Below are 16977 nucleotides of genomic sequence, written 5' to 3'. Positions count from 1 at the left end.
GCTCGAGATTAACCCATGACAGTCCCGAACTCCTCCCGCCGCTTGAAGGTGCGGCTCGCGGTGGTCCTCACGCTCGCGATCATCGCTGCGGTGGTCGCCTGGCGTTCGGCGTCCATGCCGCAGAAGCCGGCGTGCACGGCAGGCCGACATGAGGAACGCGATGCGGGCGGCAAGGTTGTGCGGATCACGCACACCGAATGCCTGCGCTGAAATTCGTATTTCCCTAGTCCTGTCATTATCCTGTCATCAGCCAACCCCAAAGGCTCAACCATCATGGCGACGCTCGCAGTGGACCAGGCTAGCACGGCAGAATTGCCGCGAAGTCCCCGATTCAACGAAAGAACCCACCCCGTTGCGAAGTTGCTCTTCGCCGCGATCCTGATGGGAGGGCTTGCCTTTGCGGGCTGGAGCATCCTTGTGGATACCCGGGAGGCGGGGGAAACCCTCGCGCTCGGCGTGTTCGCCTTCCTCGGGCTGGCGCTGCTGATCGCGCTGGGCTTCGAGTTCGTGAATGGCTTCCACGATACCGCCAATGCCGTCGCGACGGTGATCTACACCAACTCGATGCCCGCCCAACTGGCGGTGATCTGGTCGGGCTTCTTCAACTTTCTCGGCGTGATGGTGTCGAGCGGCGCGGTCGCCTATTCGATCATCACGCTGCTGCCGGTGGACCTGCTGCTTAACGTCGGTTCGGCGGCGGGGTTCTCGATGATCTTCGCGCTGCTGCTTGCAGCAGTGCTGTGGAACCTGGCGACCTGGTATGTCGGTCTGCCCAACTCCTCCAGCCATGCGCTGATCGGGTCGGTGCTCGGCGTCGGCTTTGCCAACCAGCTGATCCTCAGCGGCTCGCGCGGCGGCACCGCCGGGGTCGACTGGAGCCAGGCGACCAAGGTGTTTTCCGCACTGTTCTGGAGCCCGCTGATGGGCTTTGCCGGTGCGATGCTGCTGTTGCTGCTGATGCGGGCGGTGTTCCGCAAGCAGCCGCAGCTGTTCGAGGCGCCGTCGGGCAACACGCCGCCGCCGCGCGGCATCCGCGCCCTGCTGATCGGCACCTGCACGGCGGTGTCGTTCTTCCACGGATCGAATGACGGGCAGAAGGGCATGGGGCTGATCATGCTGATCCTGATCGGCTGCGCCCCCACCGCCTATGCGCTCAACCGCACGCTGCCCGCCAGCGCGACCGCGGCGTTCGTCCAGCACTCGCAGGCCGCCGGCGCGCTGTTCGATGCCCGCAGCGGCGGCGTGTCGGTCGATCCGGCCCAGGCACGGGTGATCCTCACCGACGCGCTCCAGCACCGCAAGGCCGAGGGGCCCAAGGTCTATGCCGCGATGGAGGCGATTGCGACGAGCCTGATCGACCAGGTCTCCAGCTATGGCTCGCTGAGCAAGGTGCCCGCGCGTGCCAGCTCCAACGTCCGCAACGACATGTATCTGGTGCTCGACACCAGCAAGCTCGTCACCAAGAAGCCGGTCGGCTTCAACGAACCCGAACTGAAGGCGCTCAAGGCCTATCAGGACGATCTGGAACGCGGCACCCGCTTCATCCCGGTATGGGTGAAGATCGTCGTCGCGATCGCGCTGGGCCTCGGCACGATGATCGGCTGGAAGCGCATCGTCGTCACGGTCGGCGAGAAGATCGGCAAGCAGCACATGACCTATGGCATGGGCGCCGCTGCCGAGATCGTCGCGGCGGTGACGATCATGAGCGCCGATATGATCGGCCGCCCGGTCTCGACCACCCACATCCTCTCGTCGGGCGTCGCGGGTGCCTCGGTCGCGAGCGGAGCAGGGCTGCATGCGCGGACGATCCGCAACATGGCGCTGGCCTGGCTGATGACGCTTCCCGCCGCGATGCTGCTGTCGGGCGGACTCTACTGGCTGATGCTCAGCGCGGTACGCTTTTTCGGCCTGACCTGATCGGCAAGCGTGCGCGGAAAATGACGGACCAAGGGCGGGGCAGAGACCCCGCCCTTTTTCGTTCAGCCGTGCAACAGATCATGGACCGCGAGATGCAGGCTGGTCCGCACGCCGCTGGTATCGGCGCGCAGGTCTGCCTTGACATGCTCCACGGGGTTGTAGGCCGCGACCAGCACGCCTGCGAGCAGGCTGAAAAAGGCCGCATAGACCACACGCTTGATGGGCGATTCGCGCATATCCCGACTCCCTACTTCCGGTGCTGCGATAGCGGCGCTTCGATACCCGGCCGAAACTGTCGCTGCGCTGAACGCGGCTTGACCCGCGCGGCGGCTGGCCCGAGGGAGGCGACGGGAGGAGCCGCCGCCATGTCCAATGCCGCAGCACCTGCGTCCCACCGCCGCATCCTGTTTGCGAGCCTGGTGGGCACGTCGGTCGAGTTCTACGATTTCTACATCTATGCGACCGCGACGGCGCTGGTGTTCGGCCCGCTCTTCTTCCCCGCGCAGGAGCCCTGGCTGCAGCAGGTCGCGGCCTATGCGAGCTTCAGCGTCGCCTTCTTCGCCCGGCCGCTGGGCGGCCTGGTGTTCGGCCATTTCGGCGACCGGCTCGGCCGCAAGTCGACGCTGGTCGCCTCGCTGATGCTGATGGGGCTGTCCACCGTGCTGATCGGTTGCCTGCCCGGCCATGCGGTGATCGGCTGGGTCGCGCCGCTGCTGCTTTGCCTGCTCCGCTTCGGCCAGGGGCTGGGGCTGGGCGGCGAATGGGGCGGGGCCAGTCTGCTGGCGGTGGAATATGCGCCCAAAGGCTGGGCCTATCGCTATGGCAGCTTCCCGCCGCTCGGCGCGCCGGTGGGGTTCATCGCCGCCAACGGGCTGTTCCTGCTGCTCGGCGCGTTCCTGACCGACGAGGCGTTTCGCGACTGGGGCTGGCGCCTGCCGTTCCTGGCCAGCGCCGCGCTGGTCGGCCTAGGCCTGTGGGTGCGGCTGCGCATCGCCGAAACCCCCGCGTTCGTCGAGGCGGCCGAACATGCCCCGCCGCCGCAGGTGCCGCTGGGGGTGCTGCTGCGCGAGCATCTCGGCGCCACGCTTGCGGGTACGCTCGGCACGGTCGCCTGCTTCGCGCTATTCTATGTCGCGACGCTGTTCGCGATCGGCTTCGGCACCAAGACGCTCGGCTATCCGCGCGCGGCGTTCCTCGGCGCGGAGCTCGCCGCGATCCTGTTCATGGCGCTCGGCATCGGCCTTGCCGGCTGGCTGGCCGACAAGCGCGGCGCCACGCTGGTGCTGGCGCTGGGCTGTATCGCCATGGTCCCGCTGGGGCTGGCGATGCCGGCGCTGCTGGTGCCGGGATCGCTGGGCGCCGTGTTCGTCTGGCTCGCCGCCGGACTGTTCGTGATGGGCTTCGTCTATGGGCCGCTCGGCGGCTGGCTGCCGAGCCTGTTCCCGGCGCAAGTCCGCTACACCGGCGTGTCGGTGACCTTCAACCTGGGTGGCATTCTCGGCGGCGGGCTCACCCCGCTGATCGCGCAGAGCCTGGTCGAGCGTGGCGGTATCGGGATGGTCGGCTGGTATCTGGCAGGCGCCGCCGGGCTCAGCCTGATCGGGCTGCTGCTCACCCGGCGGCACTGATCGCTCAGGCGGCGCGCAGCAGCGTCAGCTTGGCCTTGCCATAAACGCGTTCGGCATCGACCACGAAGCCGGCGAGTTCGACATCCTCGGTCTTGCCGGTCTCGATGCTGATCCAGGTGCCGGGCCCGGTCCAGCCAAGCCGCGCCAGCTTGTCGAGCGCGACGATGCCGGCGCCGGTGCCATAGGGCGGGTCCATCAGGATCAGGTCGAGCGGCGCGCGGGCGGGCCCAAGCGCCAGCACCGAGCCGGGGCGGACATCGGTCCCCTTGGCGCCGAGCTTGGCAATATTGGCCTTGAGCACGTCGAGCGCACCTCGATCCTGCTCGACGAACAGGCAGGAGGCAGCACCGCGCGACAGCGCCTCCAGGCCCAGCGCGCCCGATCCGGCGAAAAAGTCCCCAACGGCGAGATCCTCGAAGCTGCCGACGCGCGAGGCGAGCATCGAGAACAGCGCCTCACGCGTGCGATCGGCGGTGGGGCGGGTGGTGTCGCCCTTGGGGGCGGCGAGCGGCCGGCCGCGCCAGTCTCCAGCGATGATCCGCATCAGCCGCGCCCCCGCGGCGGACGGCCGGGGCCGCCGGGTCGCTGCGGACGGTTGCCGCCGCTCCCGCCACCCGGTCGGGGCGTGCGGGGCCCGCGCGAGCGATCGCCATCGCCGCCGCCCGATCGTGCCGGGCCTTCGCCACGCGCCGGACGCGGGCGGTCGCCGTCGCCGCCGAAGCGCGACGGACCCCGGCTGCGTTCGCTCGAGTCGCCGCCCGGACGCGCCGTGCGCGGACCGCGCGGGCGTTCGCTATCGCCGCCGCCGCCGAAGCGCGCGGGGCCGGCACGGCTGCGGTCGCTCTGGCCCGTGCCGGGGCGACCCGGACGTGCGGCGCGACCGCGCTCGCCGCCATCCTCGCCGCGGGTCCAGGGCCGCTCGGCGCCCTGCTCACCGCGGGCATCGCGGCGGCCACGCGGCCGATCGACCAGATCGCCGGCGCGCGGTTCGCGGGTGTCGCGGAACGACTTGGCGCGGGCGGCACGCGCCGGCTTGCCGACGCCGCCTTCGCTGCCCTCGCGGACGCCGAGCCGCCCGCCGGTGCGCGGACGCTCCTCGCCATCCTTCGGCTTGGCCTTGGGCGTGGCGCGGGCGGTGAACACCGGACCCTTCGCCACCGGGACGGGCTTGGCGATCCGGCGACGGCCTTCGGGCTCGACCTTGGCCGGCTTCTCCGCCGGCTCGATCGCGCGCTGACGCACGGCGAACTGCAGGTTGGAGGCCGCCTTGCCGCCGCCGGGCTTGCCCAGCACGGTGCGGAAGGTGATCAGATCAGCCTGGCGGATCTCGTCGACATCGCCGGCGGGCAGGTCATTCAGATAGAAGGGGCCGTAGCGGGTGCGGATCAGGCGGCTGACCTGCAGGCCCAGGAACTCCAGCACGCGGCGGACTTCGCGGTTCTTGCCCTCGGTCAGGGTCATCTCGATCCAGAGATTGGCGCCAGTCCGCCGCTCGATGTTCGCGTTGATCGGGCCGTAGCGGACGCCCTCGATCTCGATGCCGAGCATCAGGTCCTCGAGCTGCTCTTGGCCGACCTGGCCATAGGCGCGTGCACGGTAGGTGCGCTCGACGCCGACCGCGGGCAGCTCCATCTCGCGCTTGAGCTCGCCATCGGTGGTGAGCAGCAACAGGCCCTCGGTGTTGAGGTCGAGCCGGCCGACCGGCATCACCCGCGGCAGGCCTTCGGGAAGGCGATCATAGATGGTCGGGCGACCGGTAAAGTCGCGCTCGGCGGTGAGCAGGCCGGCGGCCTTGTGATAGCGGAACAGCCGTGCGGGCGCCGCTTCGGCGACCGGATCGCCATCGACCGTGACGCCGTGCAGCGAGGTGAGGATGGTCGCCGGCGTATCGAGCGTCGTGCCGTTGAGGGCAACGCGGCCCTCCGCGATCATGCGTTCGATTTCACGCCGGGAGGCGATGCCGGCACGGGCGAGAAGCTTGGCGATGCGCTGCGGCGCACTGGTGGATTTCGTGGGTTTGGAGTCAGACACCGCCGCGATATAGCGATGTTGGCGGAACGAGCAAAAATTTATGCGGTGCCACTTTGTGACTCGCGCGTTACGGGCTTGTGCAAGCGGTTGATTTGGGGGCCCAAACAGCATGTTGTTCGGAAGGAAGAAACGGCGGATCGAACATCTGCTCGTCGTGGAGGACGAGCCGCTGGTGGCGTTCGATACCGAGCACTTCCTGCGCGAGTCGGGGTTCACGATCGTTGCCACGGTGGACTCGGTCGCGGATGCGACTCGCGTCGTCGATGGCGGCGAGACGCTCGATCTGGTGCTGGCCGACATTAATCTCGCCGACGGCAGCGGCGTGGAGGTGGCGCGGACGGCGTTCGCGCGCGGCGTGCCGGTGCTGTTCGTGACCGGCAACTGCCCGGCCGATGCCCGCGCGCTCGCGGCGGGTTGCCTCGCCAAGCCCTATGCGCAGCGCGACCTGCTGCTCGCGATCGATGCGATCGAGGCCGTGCTGGAAGGCGGCAAAGTGCCCCGCCGCCTTCCGGGCAGTTTCAGCCTGTTTCTCGGAGGATGATGCCGATCAGTGGACGAATAGGGTGACGACTACGCCCGCCCAGGCGAAGACCGACGCGAGTACCGCCAGCTTCGCGACCATTTCCGAAGGCGAGGCCTGGGGGGCGGCTGCTGCGGCGCGGGTGCGGGTACGGGTCATCGGTTACTCCTGTGCTCTGTCCCGACCTTATAGCACCCCTTCCTGAACAGAAGCCTGCCCATTGGGGTGAGTCGTGCCGGGCTGATGGGAACTGTCGCACGAAACCCACGCATCGACGGCATCGTGGAAAACGCGGACCCCCGTTTCAAGCGTGCCGAGCGTGACGCGATCGATCGCGCCGGCGGCCAGGCCTTGCTGAGCGAGCGCGCAGGCGCGGAAATCCTCCGCCGCGAACACCCCGCCGTCGAGCAGCTGCCAGCTGCGTTCCCAATGGTCGCGCGCCTTGTCGGTGGCGGGTGCCTCCGGGATCAGCATGAAGTCCTCGACGAGAACCTCGTCAACCGCTTGGGGCATGAGCACCATCAGGTTGATGTAATCGGGGCTGACCGCGAGCACCGCGCCGGGGAACATCTGGTAAGTATAGGTGATCGCGCCGCGCAGTGTCGGCCAGTCGTCCGACCGGAGCGCGGCGATGCCGGCGGCGCGGCCGACGGCGGAACGCTGGTGCGGGCCGATCCGGTCGGCGGCGGAAATGCCGTCCTGGAAAAAGGGCGCGATGCTGCCCGCATGCAGCCGCTGGATGTGGTAGCTCTCCAGAAAGGCATCCATCACCAGCTTCCAGTTGGCCGGCACGCGGTGCGTACGTCGGCGAAAGCAATGCTGGCCGGCGAGATCGAAGGCAGCGAAATCCTGCGCGAGCGTATCGGCATGACCGAAGTCCGCCGCATCATCGAAGGCGAACCAGATAAGCCCGCCGGCTTCGTGGGTCGGCAGGCGGCGGAGCGCGAAGTCGGCCCGGTCTAGGCCCGGGAAAGCTTCCGCGCGAGGCACGCCGGCGAGGCGGCCGTCCAGCGTGTAGCTCCAGGCATGATAGGGGCAGACGAGCCGCGGCGCTGTCACGGTGTCGCAGCCCTCCACCAGCCGGGTGCCGCGATGCCGGCAGACGTTCAGGAAGACGTGCGCCTGGCCTTGCTTGTCGCGCGTAAGGAGGAGCGGCTTGCCGAACCCGTCATGCGGCACCGCCATGCCGGGCTCGGGAAGCAGCGCGGAGGGTGCGAGGACCAGCGGCGCGTGATCGAAGATCCGCCTGCGCTCGGCATCGAAGCGTTCGGGACGGGTGTAGACGCTCGCGTCGACATGGGTGATCGGGCCCGTGCCCGTGTCGCCGCCCCGCGCCAGCATCGCCGCGAGCGCGCGCTGGCCTTGCGTCGGTGCGTTCATGGCTATCCTCTCCCGAATTTTCGGTTAGTTTCCGCCTTCCATGCCCAACGAACAAGCCCCCATCGCGGCAGGCGGCCGCGCCAGCACCGTCTATGTCCTTGCCCAGCTGGCGCTCGTCGTCGGCCTCGCGCTGCTCGCCGCTCCCTGGGCGCGGGTTGCTGACAGGGCCGCCGTGCCCGGTTTCGGCTTTGCCACGGGCTGGACCGACGGGGCCGCGACCCTTGCTCCGTCGATGACCTTCCTTCTCGGGCTGCTGGCCCTGGTGCTGGCACTGGCGGGGAGCGTCGTCTGGCGTCGGCGGGGCGGCGCGAGCCTGCTCGTCGCCGGCAGCCTGGTCGGCGCGGCGCTGCTGGTGCTCGCGGTGCTGTTCATGCTGTTCTCGCCCCCCAAGTCGCTCGGCGGCGCGGTGCTGACGCTGGACTGGGGCGGTGGCGCGGCGCTGATCGCCTTTGTCGGCGCGTTGCTGCTGGGCCGCGCGGCAGCGCCGGCGGACTGGCGCGCGGACCTGCCCGATGGCGTGCGGCCCTATTTCGCCAGGGGGCCGCTGGCGTCGTTCGCGCTCGGCATATCCTCGGGCTTCCCCTTCGCGATGATCGGCGCGACGCTCACCACGCGGCTGGCGCAGACCGGCATCGACAAGTCGACGGTCACCGCCTTCACGCTTGCCATCCTGGTGTACAACTTCAAGTTTCTCTGGGCGTGGATCGTCGACAGCGTGCCGATTCCGATCCTCGGGCGACTGGGACAGCGCGTCTCGTGGCTGATCGTGGCGGGCGTGCTGGTCGTCGCGGCCACGGTGAACCTCGCGCTGGTCGTCCCCGATCCGGCGAACATCTGGCCGACGGTGACGGCCGCGGTGCTGATGGGCGCGGCGGGTGCCACCTATGACATCGTCATCGACGGCTACCGGATCGAGGTCCTCCAGCCCCACGAGCTCGGCTATGGCTCGGGCATGTCGCAATATGGCTGGCGGATCGGCTCGGTTGCGGCGGGCGCGATCGCGCTGGTGGTGGCGGGGCAGGCGGGCTGGACGGCGGGGTATGCCGCCTGCGCCGTGTTCGCGCTGCCGGCGATCCTGACCGGCCTGATCGTCGGCGAGCCCGAGCGCCACCGCGCGCCCGCCGAACGGCGCAGCATCGCGACGGTCGCGGCGGGCATCTGGGGGCCGTTCGTCCAGTTCTTCGCTCGCGAAGGCGCGCTGATCGTGCTCGCCTTCATCCTGGTCCACAAGATCGGCGACACGCTCGCCAATCTCACCTTCCGGCTGCTGTTCAACGATCTCGGCTTCTCGAACGACGAGATCGCCTTTTACGACGTCTCGCTCGGCTTCCTCGCCTATATGCTGGGCATCTTCCTGGGCGGCATGATGTATGCGCGGATGGGGATGAAGCGATCGGTGATGGTCAGCCTGATCCTGATGGCGGTTTCCAACCTCAGCTTCGCGGCACTCGCGGCGGCGGGGCATTCCAACCTCGGCATGGCCGGCGCGATCGGGTTCGAGAACGTCGCCAGCGGCATCGGCGGGGTGGTGGTGATCGCCTATTTCTCCGCACTGACCGACCTGCGCTTCACCGCCGCGCAATATGCGCTGATCTCGGCGGGGGCGAGCATCGTCGGCCGGTTCATCACCGGCACGACGGCGGGCAGCCTGATCAAGGCGATGGGCTATGTGGAATTCTATCTGTTCACCACCCTCATCGCGCTGCCCGGTGTCGCGCTCTACTGGTGGATGATGCGCAGCGGGCTGGTCGATCGATCGATCGGCAGCGCCGGGCAGGATCACTGACGCCTCAGGGTTCCAGCGGCAGGGCAAGATCGGCGAAGCTCTGCGCGAGCGCGTGCGCGGTCGGCAGCAGTCCGGTCGCGTCGCGGACGCCGATCAGGTCCGCGAGGAGCAGCGCGGCGGCCTGCGGGTTGGTGCGCACCTTCCCGAGCGCGCCGACCAGCGCGGCTTCGGAAGCGGTCATGCGTGGGCAGCACCAGGGCGCGATCTGCACCGGGCCGGTCGCCATGCCCGACATCTCGTGCATCAGCGTGCGCAGCAGCATCAGCGGGCGGCGAAAGGCCTTGCCGAACGCGACCAGGAAGGCGTGCGCGGTGCTCGCATCGTGCAGCCCGTTCGCGCCGGTCTGGCGGACGCCGAACAGCAGCAGCCGCACACCGGGATCCTCGGGCTGGAGCTGGGGCAGGGCGGTGACGAGGGTCTGGACGGACGGCTGCATGTGATTCTCCGATGGGCGTCGGAGCAATCATGCCGTTCTGTTATTAATAGTCAATCGCAATAAGAGTGGCGTGCGGTCAGTCGGGCAATTCCCCGTTCGCGGCGAGTACGACACCCGCGAGATAGAGCGAGCCGAGGATCAGCACGGCCGCAGGCGGCTGCCCGGGAAGCTGGCCGGCAAGCGCGCGCAGCGCGGCGGGGACATCCTCGGCAGTCGACACCGCGGGCACCCCCAGAGCCCGTACGCGGGCAGCGAGGTCGTCGGGCGCATGATGCGCATGGCCGGGAATGGGTACCATGACCGCGCTGGCGAGCCGTGGCGCAAGCTCGGCCAGCAGGCCTTCCGGATCCTTGTTGGCGAGCATGCCGAGCACGAGATGGCAGGGCCGATCCGCCGCGATGCTCGCCACCGTCCCGGCGATCGCCACGCCCGCTGCGGCATTGTGTCCGCCGTCGAGCCACACGGCTGACTCCGGGGGCAGCAGCGCGGTGAGCGCGCCCTGGCCAAGCGGCTGCATGCGCGCCGGCCAGCGGGCGCGGGTTGCGGCCGAAGCCAGCGCGGCATCGGGGAGGGCAAGCACGGTCTGGTGCCGCAGCATGGCGATCGCGAGCGCGAGGTTGCCCGGCTGGTGGGGGCCGGACAGTGCGGGCAGCGGCGTCTCCACCGTGCCTTGCGCATCGCGGTAGGTGAGGTGGTCGCCCGCCACGGCATAGTCCCAGGCCGTGCCTTGCGCGAAGACGGGGGCGCCTGTGGCCTCAATCACCGCGGCGATGTCTGGTTCGTAGCGCATCGTCACCATGGGCACGCCGGGCTTGGCGATGCCGGCCTTTTCGCGGGCGATCTGCGGCAGCGTGTCGCCGAGAAACGCCTGATGGTCGATGCCGAGTTGCGCGATCCCGGTGGCGATCGGCGCGAGGACCACATTGGTGGCATCCAGCCGCCCGCCGAGGCCCACTTCGATCACGCAGGCATCGGCCGGGGTGCGCGCGAAGGCGAGGAAGGCGGCGGCGGTGGTCACCTCGAAGAAGCTCGCGCCGATGTCGCCGCCGGCGTCGAGCACTTCGGCGAGCAGCGGGGCGAGGACGGCATCGTCGATCAGCGTGCCGGCGAGGCGGATCCTTTCGTTGAAGCGGACGAGATGCGGGCTGGAATAGACATGGACGCGCAGGCCCGCGGCCTCGAGTGCGGCGCGGAGGAAGGCGCAGGTCGATCCCTTGCCGTTGGTGCCGGCGACGTGGAGCACCGGCGGCAGGCGGAGATGCGGGTCGCCGACGCGCGCCAGCAGCCGCGTGATACGCCCGAGGCCGAGGATATCGGCGCCGGGGGAGAGCAGGGTCAGCCGGTCAAGCTGGGCCTGGACGGCGGGATCGGTGGAGCGAGCGAAGTCAGCCACCGTTCCCCTCCCGCAAGCGGGAGGGGAGCGCAAACCGGTTGCACATCCCCTGACGCATTACGCCGCCGCGCGGGCCTCGCAGAGCAGGCCGATCAGCTGGCCCAGCGTGTCGCGCAGTTCCTTGCGGTGCGTCACCATGTCGACCAGACCGTGGTCGCGATAATATTCGCTGGTCTGGAAATCGTCGGGCAGCTTTTCGCGGATCGTGTTCTCGATCACGCGGCGGCCGGTGAAGGCGAGGGTCGCGCCCGGCTCGGCGATCTGGACATCGCCCAGCATCGCATAGGCCGCCATCACGCCGCCCGAGGTCGGATCGGTCAGCACGACGATATAGGGCAGGCCGGCATCGTGCAGCATCTCGATCGCCACGGTGGTGCGCGGCATCTGCATCAGGCTGAGGATGCCCTCCTGCATGCGCGCGCCGCCCGAGGCGGTGAAGACGATGTACGGCGCGCGTGCCGCAATCGCGGTCTCGACGCCGGCGATGAACGCCTCGCCGACCGCCTGGCCCATCGATCCGCCCATGAAGGCGAAGTCCTGCACGCCGATCACCGCCTTGTGGCCGTGAATCGTGCCGCTGGCGTTCTGGAACGCGTCCTGCTCGCCGGTGTTCGCCCGCGCCGCCTTGATCCGGGCCGTATACGGCTTGGAATCGCGGAACTTCAGCGGGTCCTCGGCGACCTTGGGGCTCGGCAGCAGCTTGTAGGCGCCGTCGTCGAACAGCTGCTCGAAGCGCTTGGTCGCGCCGATGCGATCATGGAAATCGCAGTGCGGGCAGACATTCTGATTGTCCTCGAACTCCTTCATGAAGACCATCTGTCCGCATCCCTTGCACTTGTGCCAGAGATTGTCGGGGCTCTCCTCGCCACGGGTGGTGACATAGGCGAGCGCGTTGCGGACGCGCGTAATCCAGCTCATGCGACTTCCTTGCGTGCGGCGACCAGCGCCGTCTTCAGCGACTCGATATAGGCACGGACGGGTTCGCCCGCATCTGCGCCGTGGCGGCCGACCAGCTCGACGATCGCGGAGCCGACGACCACGCCGTCGGCGACGCGGCCGATGGCGGCAGCCTGTTCGGGGGTGCGGACGCCGAAGCCGACCGCGATCGGCAGGTCGGTGGCTGCCTTGAGGCGGGCGACCGCGGCTTCGATCGAGGCGGTGGCGGCCTGCTGCAGTCCGGTGATCCCGGCGACCGACACGTAATAGAGGAACCCCGAAGCCCCCTCCAGCACCGCGGGCAGGCGGGCGGCGTCGGTGGTCGGCGTGGCGAGGCGGACATTGCCGATGCCGGCGGCGCGGAGCGCTTCGCCCAGGCTGTCGTCTTCCTCGGCGGGGATGTCGACGCAGATCACGCCGTCGACGCCCGCTTCGCGCGCGGCCTGCGCGAACCATTCCGGCCCGCGGCGCGTCATCGGGTTGGCATAGCCCATCAGGACCAGCGGCACCTCGGGATGGCGCGCGCGGAACGCGGTGGCGACCGCGAGCACGTCTGCCGTGGTCGTGCCGGCGGCGAGGCTGCGCAGGTTCGCTGCCTGGATCGCCGGGCCGTCGGCCATGGGATCGGTGAACGGCATGCCGAGCTCGATCACGTCGGCCCCGCCCGCAACGAGCGCGTCGAGGATCGCGGCGGTTGCGTTCGGCGCAGGGTCGCCGGCGGTGACGAAGGTCACCAGCGCGGCGCGGCCCTGCTCGGCGGCGCGGGCAAAGGCGTTGGCGAGCCGGGTCACATCTGCACTCCCAGCGCGTCGGCGACGGTGAAGATGTCCTTGTCGCCGCGACCGCAGAGATTGGCGAGGATCACCTTGTCGCGCGGCATGGTGCGGGCAATCTTGGCCACCGCGGCGATGGCGTGGCTCGGCTCGAGCGCGGGAATGATGCCTTCGGTGCGGCAGAGCAGCTGGAAGGCATCGAGCGCCTCGGTGTCGGTCACCGACGTATATTCCACGCGGCCGATGTCGCGCAGCCAGGCGTGTTCCGGCCCGATGCCCGGATAGTCGAGACCGGCCGAGATCGAATGCGCCTCGGTGATCTGGCCGTCCTCGTCCTGCAGCAGATAGGTGCGGTTGCCATGGAGGATACCCGGCGACCCGCCCGCGAGGCTGGCGGCGTGGCGCTTCTCCAGCCCTTCGCCCGCCGCCTCGACGCCGAGCATCTGGACGTCGGCATCGTCGAGGAACGGGTGGAACAGGCCGATCGCGTTGGATCCGCCGCCGATTGCGGCGACGAGCAGGTCGGGCAGCTTGCCGGTGCGCCCCAGCATCTGCGCGCGCGCCTCGCGACCGATCACCGACTGGAAGTCGCGGACCAGCTCCGGATAGGGGTGCGGGCCGGCGGCGGTGCCGATGATGTAGAAGGTGTCGTGGACGTTCGCGACCCAGTCGCGCAGGCCCTCGTTCATCGCGTCTTTGAGCGTCGCAGCACCACTGGTGACCGGCACCACTTCGGCGCCGAGCAGCTTCATGCGGAACACGTTGGGCTGCTGCCGCGCGACGTCGGTAGCACCCATGTAGATGACGCACGGGAGGCCGAAGCGCGCGCAGACGGTGGCGGTCGCCACGCCGTGCTGGCCGGCGCCGGTTTCGGCGATGATCCGCGTCTTGCCCATGCGGCGGGCGAGCAGGATCTGGCCGATGCAGTTATTGATCTTGTGCGCGCCGGTGTGGTTGAGCTCGTCGCGCTTGAACCAGATCTCGGCGCCCATGCCCTCGGGCGCGTTCTCGCGCAGCGCCTCGGTCAGCCGCTCGGCATAGTAGAGCGGGCTGGGACGGCCGACATAATGTTCGAGCAAGTCGTCGAACTCGGCCTGGAAGGCGGGATCGGCCTTGGCGGCGATGTATTCGCGCTCCAGGTCGAGAACCAGCGGCATCAGCGTCTCGGCGACGAAGCGTCCGCCGAACTGGCCGAAATGCCCGCGGTCGTCGGGCTGGGCGCGGAAGGAGTTTGGTGCGGTCATAATCGGGCCACGGCTTTAAGGAAAGCGGCGATCTTGTCCACATCCTTGATGCCCGGGGCGGTCTCGATGCCCGAAGAGACATCCACGAGGCGTGCGCCGGTGACGCGGATCGCCTCGCCGACATTGGTGGCGTCCAGCCCGCCGGACAGGATCCAGGGCAGGGGATGGGCGAAACCGTCGAGCAGGGTCCAGTCGAAGCGCAGCCCGGTGCCGCCGGGCACCTTGGCGCCCTCGGGGGCCTTGGCGTCGTAGAGCAGGCGGTCGGCGGCGCCCCGGAACGCGGCGGCCGGGGCGAGATCGGCGCCGGTCTTCACGGCGAGTGCGGCCCAGGTCTCGCGACCGGTACGTGCCTTCACGGCGGCGGCGCGCTCGGGGGTCACCTTGTGGAGCTGGATCACGTCGAGCCGGCCGGCGGCGATGGCGGCATCGAGCAGCGCATCGTCGGGATCGACGAACACCCCGACGCGCCCGACATGCCCCGGCACGCGCGCGGCGAGCCCCTCTGCCTTGTCGAAGCCGAGGTGGCGCGGGCTGGGGGGGAAGAAGACGAAGCCGACATGGCTGGCGCCACCGGCCACGGCGGCATCGAGCGTCTCGGGCGTGGACAGGCCACAGATTTTCGCAGTTGCGGGCATGTGCGCCTAGTCGTCCCATTTTCGGGACGGTACAAGTCTTGGTGCAGGGGGGCGGTATGCGGAAATTCTTGTTGAGTGCGGTGCTCGTGATGCTCGCGGGATGCGGTTCGGCGCAGGCGCAGCGTGCGATTGGGCCCGTATCCGCGTGGATCACGTCTGCTGATTATCCCGCTGACGATGTTGCCAAGGGGCAGGGCGGCGTGGTCACCCTGCGCTTCCAAATCGCTGCTTCCGGTCGTGTCGAGAGCTGCAAGCCGCTCTACGCAACAACCCCGGCATCGATCGCGCGCCTATCGTGCCAACTCGTCGAACAACGTGCACGGTACCTGCCGGCCCACAATAGCGCGGGCGTGCCGGTCGCGAGCGAAGGCGAACTGATGGCGCGCTGGGACGCCCAGAACCACGCCGTCCTGCTGAAAAGTCAGTTTGGCGGCGCCATGCCGGTTGGCAGCCCTGGCAGCTGGATGACGGATGACGATTATCGGCTCGTCACGCAGGGCCGCGGCGACAGCGACGTCGAGCTAGTCTTCGGCATTGGCACGGAGGGCAGGCTGACCAGCTGTGCTTTTGCCCCCGGGAGCAATGCCCACACGGCCACGCGCACATGCCAATTACTGGCGCAGCGTGCGCGATTTAGACCGCCCGTCGGCGAGCGCGGAGAGCCCCTCGCTTCGCAGGGCTCGATCACGATGCACTGGCGGCACTAAGCCCGTCGCGCGGCTAGGCCAGCGGCTTGGCCAGCACCGTCATGAACAGCGCGGGCACGAGCGGGATCGGGAAGTCGCGGCGCTCGCCGGTTTCTGCATAGCCGCGGCGCACATAGTATTCGATCAGCTTGCGGCGTTCCTCGATCACCGTCATCTCGATGCGGGTACAGCCGAACACGTCGCGCGCGTGCGCTTCGGCGGCGGCGATGAGCTGGCGTCCCAGCCCGCCGGCCTGGCGCAGCGGCTCGATGCAGAGCAGGCCGAGATAGGCGGTGCCGCTACCGCGGTTCGCTACGTTCACGCAGCCGATCGCCACGCCGTCCTCCCAGGCACTGAGCAGCACCTGCGCCGGATCCTCGACAAGCCCGGTCAGCGTTTCGAGACTGGTGCGCGGGCCCTCGATCAGGTCCGCCTCGTGCGTCCAGCCCTGACGCGCGGTTTCGCCGCGATAGGCGCGTTCGATCACGGGGTGGAGCGCCGGGAGATCGGCGGGCACGGCAGGACGGATGGTGAGGGGCATGGGCAATCCGGAAGTTTCCCTTCCTTTGTAGGAGGGGAAACCCGTTATTTGTCAAAGCGTAGCGGCAATTGCGCGGGCGGCCGCGTCCGGATCCTCGGCCTGGGTGATGGGCCGGCCGATCACCAGGATCGAGGCGCCGGCATCCACCGCGCCGCGCGGGGTAACCACGCGCTTCTGGTCGCCGACATGCGCGTCGGCGGGCCGCACGCCGGGCACGACGAAGAAGCCGTCCTTCCACGCGGCATGCGCCGCCTTCACTTCCTCGCCCGAGCAGACGATGCCGTCGACACCGGCGGAGCGGGCCAGCTCGGCCAGCCGCATCACCTGCTCGTGCGGATCGGGCTTGAGGCCGATCGCGGTCATGTCACTGCCGTCGAGGCTGGTCAGCATCGTCACCGCGACGACCTTGGTGCCCTCGGGCGCGGCGGCCTTGGCGTCTTCCAGCATCGCCCGTCCGCCGGCGGCATGGACGGTGAGGATGGCGGGATTGAGCGGTCGCAGCGCCTGGATCGCCTTGGCGACGGTGTTGGGAATGTCGTGGAACTTGAGATCGAGGAAGATCGGCACGCCGATCTCGGCCATCTCGTGCACGCCGTGGCGGCCATTCGCCATGAAGAATTCGAGGCCGAGCTTGATGCCGCCGACATGGTGGCGGACTTTCGTCGCGAGCGCCTTGGCCTTTTCGAGCTCGGGCGTGTCGAGCGCGACGTAGATGCGGCTGCTCATGCGCGCGACTCCTCGATCGCGGCCGCCTCGGCGACCGGCTCGAAGCGCTGCGCGGGCGCGGCGGGGATCGACCGGAGGTCGGCGAGCGCGCGCTCCAGTCCGGCGAAGCGCTGCTTCATCCGCCAGCGCAGCGTCTGATAGGCGACCAGCATCGGCAGGAAGCCGGCCAGGAACACGACGATCAGCAAGAGCGGCAGGCTGATATCGGCGACCAGCCCGGCCCAGAGCTGGATGCTCACCCGCTGATCGCCATTGTAGATCACGAACCCGGCGATCACGCCGCCGAGCAGGAGCCACAACAGCACCTTCAGAAACCGCATTCCGCTCCCTTCCTGGAAAACCTCG

Annotated in this window: 20 protein-coding genes; 6 read left to right on the top strand and 14 right to left on the bottom strand. The window is 69.1% G+C overall.

Annotated elements, in window-relative coordinates:
* The first annotated feature begins 42 nt into the window (after window positions 1-42).
* A complete protein-coding gene (locus OIM94_RS03975; RefSeq protein ID WP_264608817.1) occupies window positions 43-210 on the top strand; it encodes a hypothetical protein in 168 nt (55 codons plus the stop codon).
* Window positions 211-273: 63 nt separating this feature from the next.
* Window positions 274-1917 carry an inorganic phosphate transporter gene (locus OIM94_RS03970; RefSeq protein WP_264608816.1) on the top strand — a complete coding sequence of 548 codons (1644 nt, stop codon included), beginning with the start codon at window positions 274-276 and terminating at the stop codon, window positions 1915-1917.
* Between the two features lie 62 nt (window positions 1918-1979).
* Here the strand turns inward: OIM94_RS03970 and OIM94_RS03965 are convergent, their stop codons facing one another.
* Window positions 1980-2153 carry a hypothetical protein gene (locus OIM94_RS03965; protein ID WP_264608815.1) on the bottom strand — a complete coding sequence of 58 codons (174 nt, stop codon included), beginning with the start codon at window positions 2151-2153 and terminating at the stop codon, window positions 1980-1982.
* A 129-nt stretch (window positions 2154-2282) separates the two neighbouring features.
* On the opposite strand from OIM94_RS03965, the gene OIM94_RS03960 reads away from it, so the two are divergent.
* Window positions 2283-3545: an MFS transporter gene (locus OIM94_RS03960; protein WP_264608814.1), complete on the top strand. Its 1263-nt coding sequence runs from the start codon at window positions 2283-2285 to the stop codon at window positions 3543-3545.
* Window positions 3546-3549: 4 nt separating this feature from the next.
* Here the strand turns inward: OIM94_RS03960 and rsmD are convergent, their stop codons facing one another.
* Window positions 3550-4089, bottom strand: a complete 540-nt coding sequence (rsmD, locus tag OIM94_RS03955; RefSeq protein WP_264608813.1) for a 16S rRNA (guanine(966)-N(2))-methyltransferase RsmD — start codon at window positions 4087-4089, stop codon at window positions 3550-3552.
* Window positions 4089-5576: a pseudouridine synthase gene (locus tag OIM94_RS03950; RefSeq protein ID WP_413716377.1), complete on the bottom strand. Its 1488-nt coding sequence runs from the start codon at window positions 5574-5576 to the stop codon at window positions 4089-4091. The genes rsmD and OIM94_RS03950 overlap by 1 nt, the downstream gene beginning before the upstream one ends.
* A 109-nt stretch (window positions 5577-5685) precedes the next feature.
* On the opposite strand from OIM94_RS03950, the gene OIM94_RS03945 reads away from it, so the two are divergent.
* Window positions 5686-6117: a response regulator gene (locus OIM94_RS03945; protein ID WP_264608812.1), complete on the top strand. Its 432-nt coding sequence runs from the start codon at window positions 5686-5688 to the stop codon at window positions 6115-6117.
* Window positions 6118-6123: 6 nt separating this feature from the next.
* Here the strand turns inward: OIM94_RS03945 and OIM94_RS03940 are convergent, their stop codons facing one another.
* Together OIM94_RS03940 and OIM94_RS03935 are read right to left on the bottom strand one after the other, a co-directional pair.
* Window positions 6124-6255: a hypothetical protein gene (locus OIM94_RS03940; RefSeq protein ID WP_264608811.1), complete on the bottom strand. Its 132-nt coding sequence runs from the start codon at window positions 6253-6255 to the stop codon at window positions 6124-6126.
* Between the two features lie 27 nt (window positions 6256-6282).
* Window positions 6283-7476, bottom strand: a complete 1194-nt coding sequence (locus tag OIM94_RS03935) for an aromatic ring-hydroxylating oxygenase subunit alpha (protein WP_264608810.1) — start codon at window positions 7474-7476, stop codon at window positions 6283-6285.
* A gap of 463 nt (window positions 7477-7939) precedes the next feature.
* On the opposite strand from OIM94_RS03935, the gene OIM94_RS03930 reads away from it, so the two are divergent.
* On the top strand, window positions 7940-9262 hold the full coding sequence (locus OIM94_RS03930; protein WP_413716389.1) for an MFS transporter: 1323 nt from the start codon (window positions 7940-7942) through the stop codon (window positions 9260-9262).
* A 4-nt stretch (window positions 9263-9266) separates the two neighbouring features.
* Here the strand turns inward: OIM94_RS03930 and OIM94_RS03925 are convergent, their stop codons facing one another.
* The 6 genes from OIM94_RS03925 to OIM94_RS03900 all read right to left on the bottom strand — a co-directional run bounded on the left by OIM94_RS03925 (window position 9267) and on the right by OIM94_RS03900 (window position 14679).
* On the bottom strand, window positions 9267-9698 hold the full coding sequence (locus OIM94_RS03925; protein ID WP_264608809.1) for a DUF6628 family protein: 432 nt from the start codon (window positions 9696-9698) through the stop codon (window positions 9267-9269).
* Between the two features lie 76 nt (window positions 9699-9774).
* On the bottom strand, window positions 9775-11091 hold the full coding sequence (locus OIM94_RS03920; RefSeq protein WP_264608808.1) for a bifunctional folylpolyglutamate synthase/dihydrofolate synthase: 1317 nt from the start codon (window positions 11089-11091) through the stop codon (window positions 9775-9777).
* Between the two features lie 57 nt (window positions 11092-11148).
* Entirely contained in the window at window positions 11149-12009 is an 861-nt protein-coding gene (gene accD / locus OIM94_RS03915; RefSeq protein WP_264608807.1) for an acetyl-CoA carboxylase, carboxyltransferase subunit beta, read from the bottom strand.
* On the bottom strand, window positions 12006-12818 hold the full coding sequence (gene trpA, locus OIM94_RS03910; RefSeq protein ID WP_264608806.1) for a tryptophan synthase subunit alpha: 813 nt from the start codon (window positions 12816-12818) through the stop codon (window positions 12006-12008). The genes accD and trpA overlap by 4 nt, the downstream gene beginning before the upstream one ends.
* The gene (trpB, locus tag OIM94_RS03905; RefSeq protein WP_264608805.1) at window positions 12815-14044 is read right to left on the bottom strand and encodes a tryptophan synthase subunit beta; all 1230 of its coding nucleotides are present in this window, start codon (window positions 14042-14044) and stop codon (window positions 12815-12817) included. The genes trpA and trpB overlap by 4 nt, the downstream gene beginning before the upstream one ends.
* Window positions 14041-14679 carry a phosphoribosylanthranilate isomerase gene (locus OIM94_RS03900; protein WP_264608804.1) on the bottom strand — a complete coding sequence of 213 codons (639 nt, stop codon included), beginning with the start codon at window positions 14677-14679 and terminating at the stop codon, window positions 14041-14043. The genes trpB and OIM94_RS03900 overlap by 4 nt, the downstream gene beginning before the upstream one ends.
* 56 nt (window positions 14680-14735) lie before the next feature.
* Between OIM94_RS03900 and OIM94_RS03895 the strand changes: the two genes are divergently transcribed.
* Window positions 14736-15386, top strand: a complete 651-nt coding sequence (locus OIM94_RS03895; protein ID WP_264608803.1) for an energy transducer TonB — start codon at window positions 14736-14738, stop codon at window positions 15384-15386.
* 13 nt (window positions 15387-15399) lie between these two features.
* Here OIM94_RS03895 and OIM94_RS03890 read toward each other — a convergent pair whose 3' ends face one another.
* From OIM94_RS03890 to OIM94_RS03880, 3 genes are read right to left on the bottom strand one after another with little or no spacing between them, the layout of a single operon-like run.
* Complete coding sequence (locus tag OIM94_RS03890) at window positions 15400-15906, bottom strand: GNAT family N-acetyltransferase (RefSeq protein ID WP_264608802.1); 507 nt, start codon at window positions 15904-15906, stop codon at window positions 15400-15402.
* A gap of 51 nt (window positions 15907-15957) precedes the next feature.
* Entirely contained in the window at window positions 15958-16632 is a 675-nt protein-coding gene (gene pyrF / locus OIM94_RS03885) for an orotidine-5'-phosphate decarboxylase (RefSeq protein WP_264608801.1), read from the bottom strand.
* Entirely contained in the window at window positions 16629-16952 is a 324-nt protein-coding gene (locus OIM94_RS03880) for a LapA family protein (RefSeq protein WP_264608800.1), read from the bottom strand. The genes pyrF and OIM94_RS03880 overlap by 4 nt, the downstream gene beginning before the upstream one ends.
* Window positions 16953-16977 lie beyond the last annotated feature (25 nt).

This window comes from Sphingomonas sp. R1, assembly GCF_025960285.1.
Classification (GTDB): Bacteria; Pseudomonadota; Alphaproteobacteria; order Sphingomonadales; family Sphingomonadaceae; genus Sphingomonas.
Note: the sequence above shows the minus strand (reverse complement) of the source record. Positions and strands in the feature narration are given on the sequence as shown.

What these genes read in the sequence shown, in the direction of transcription:
- trpB (WP_264608805.1), bottom strand. Translation starts at nt 14,044, where the DNA reads ATGACCGCACCAAACTCCTTCCGCGCCCAGCCCGACGACCGCGGGCAT.
- accD (WP_264608807.1), bottom strand. Translation starts at nt 12,009, where the DNA reads ATGAGCTGGATTACGCGCGTCCGCAACGCGCTCGCCTATGTCACCACC.
- OIM94_RS03940 (WP_264608811.1), bottom strand. Translation starts at nt 6,255, where the DNA reads ATGACCCGTACCCGCACCCGCGCCGCAGCAGCCGCCCCCCAGGCCTCG.
- pyrF (WP_264608801.1), bottom strand. Translation starts at nt 16,632, where the DNA reads ATGAGCAGCCGCATCTACGTCGCGCTCGACACGCCCGAGCTCGAAAAG.
- OIM94_RS03960 (WP_264608814.1), top strand. Translation starts at nt 2,283, where the DNA reads ATGTCCAATGCCGCAGCACCTGCGTCCCACCGCCGCATCCTGTTTGCG.
- OIM94_RS03925 (WP_264608809.1), bottom strand. Translation starts at nt 9,698, where the DNA reads ATGCAGCCGTCCGTCCAGACCCTCGTCACCGCCCTGCCCCAGCTCCAG.
- OIM94_RS03880 (WP_264608800.1), bottom strand. Translation starts at nt 16,952, where the DNA reads ATGCGGTTTCTGAAGGTGCTGTTGTGGCTCCTGCTCGGCGGCGTGATC.
- OIM94_RS03970 (WP_264608816.1), top strand. Translation starts at nt 274, where the DNA reads ATGGCGACGCTCGCAGTGGACCAGGCTAGCACGGCAGAATTGCCGCGA.
- OIM94_RS03945 (WP_264608812.1), top strand. Translation starts at nt 5,686, where the DNA reads ATGTTGTTCGGAAGGAAGAAACGGCGGATCGAACATCTGCTCGTCGTG.
- OIM94_RS03890 (WP_264608802.1), bottom strand. Translation starts at nt 15,906, where the DNA reads ATGCCCCTCACCATCCGTCCTGCCGTGCCCGCCGATCTCCCGGCGCTC.
- OIM94_RS03895 (WP_264608803.1), top strand. Translation starts at nt 14,736, where the DNA reads ATGCGGAAATTCTTGTTGAGTGCGGTGCTCGTGATGCTCGCGGGATGC.
- OIM94_RS03965 (WP_264608815.1), bottom strand. Translation starts at nt 2,153, where the DNA reads ATGCGCGAATCGCCCATCAAGCGTGTGGTCTATGCGGCCTTTTTCAGC.
- OIM94_RS03900 (WP_264608804.1), bottom strand. Translation starts at nt 14,679, where the DNA reads ATGCCCGCAACTGCGAAAATCTGTGGCCTGTCCACGCCCGAGACGCTC.
- OIM94_RS03935 (WP_264608810.1), bottom strand. Translation starts at nt 7,476, where the DNA reads ATGAACGCACCGACGCAAGGCCAGCGCGCGCTCGCGGCGATGCTGGCG.
- rsmD (WP_264608813.1), bottom strand. Translation starts at nt 4,089, where the DNA reads ATGCGGATCATCGCTGGAGACTGGCGCGGCCGGCCGCTCGCCGCCCCC.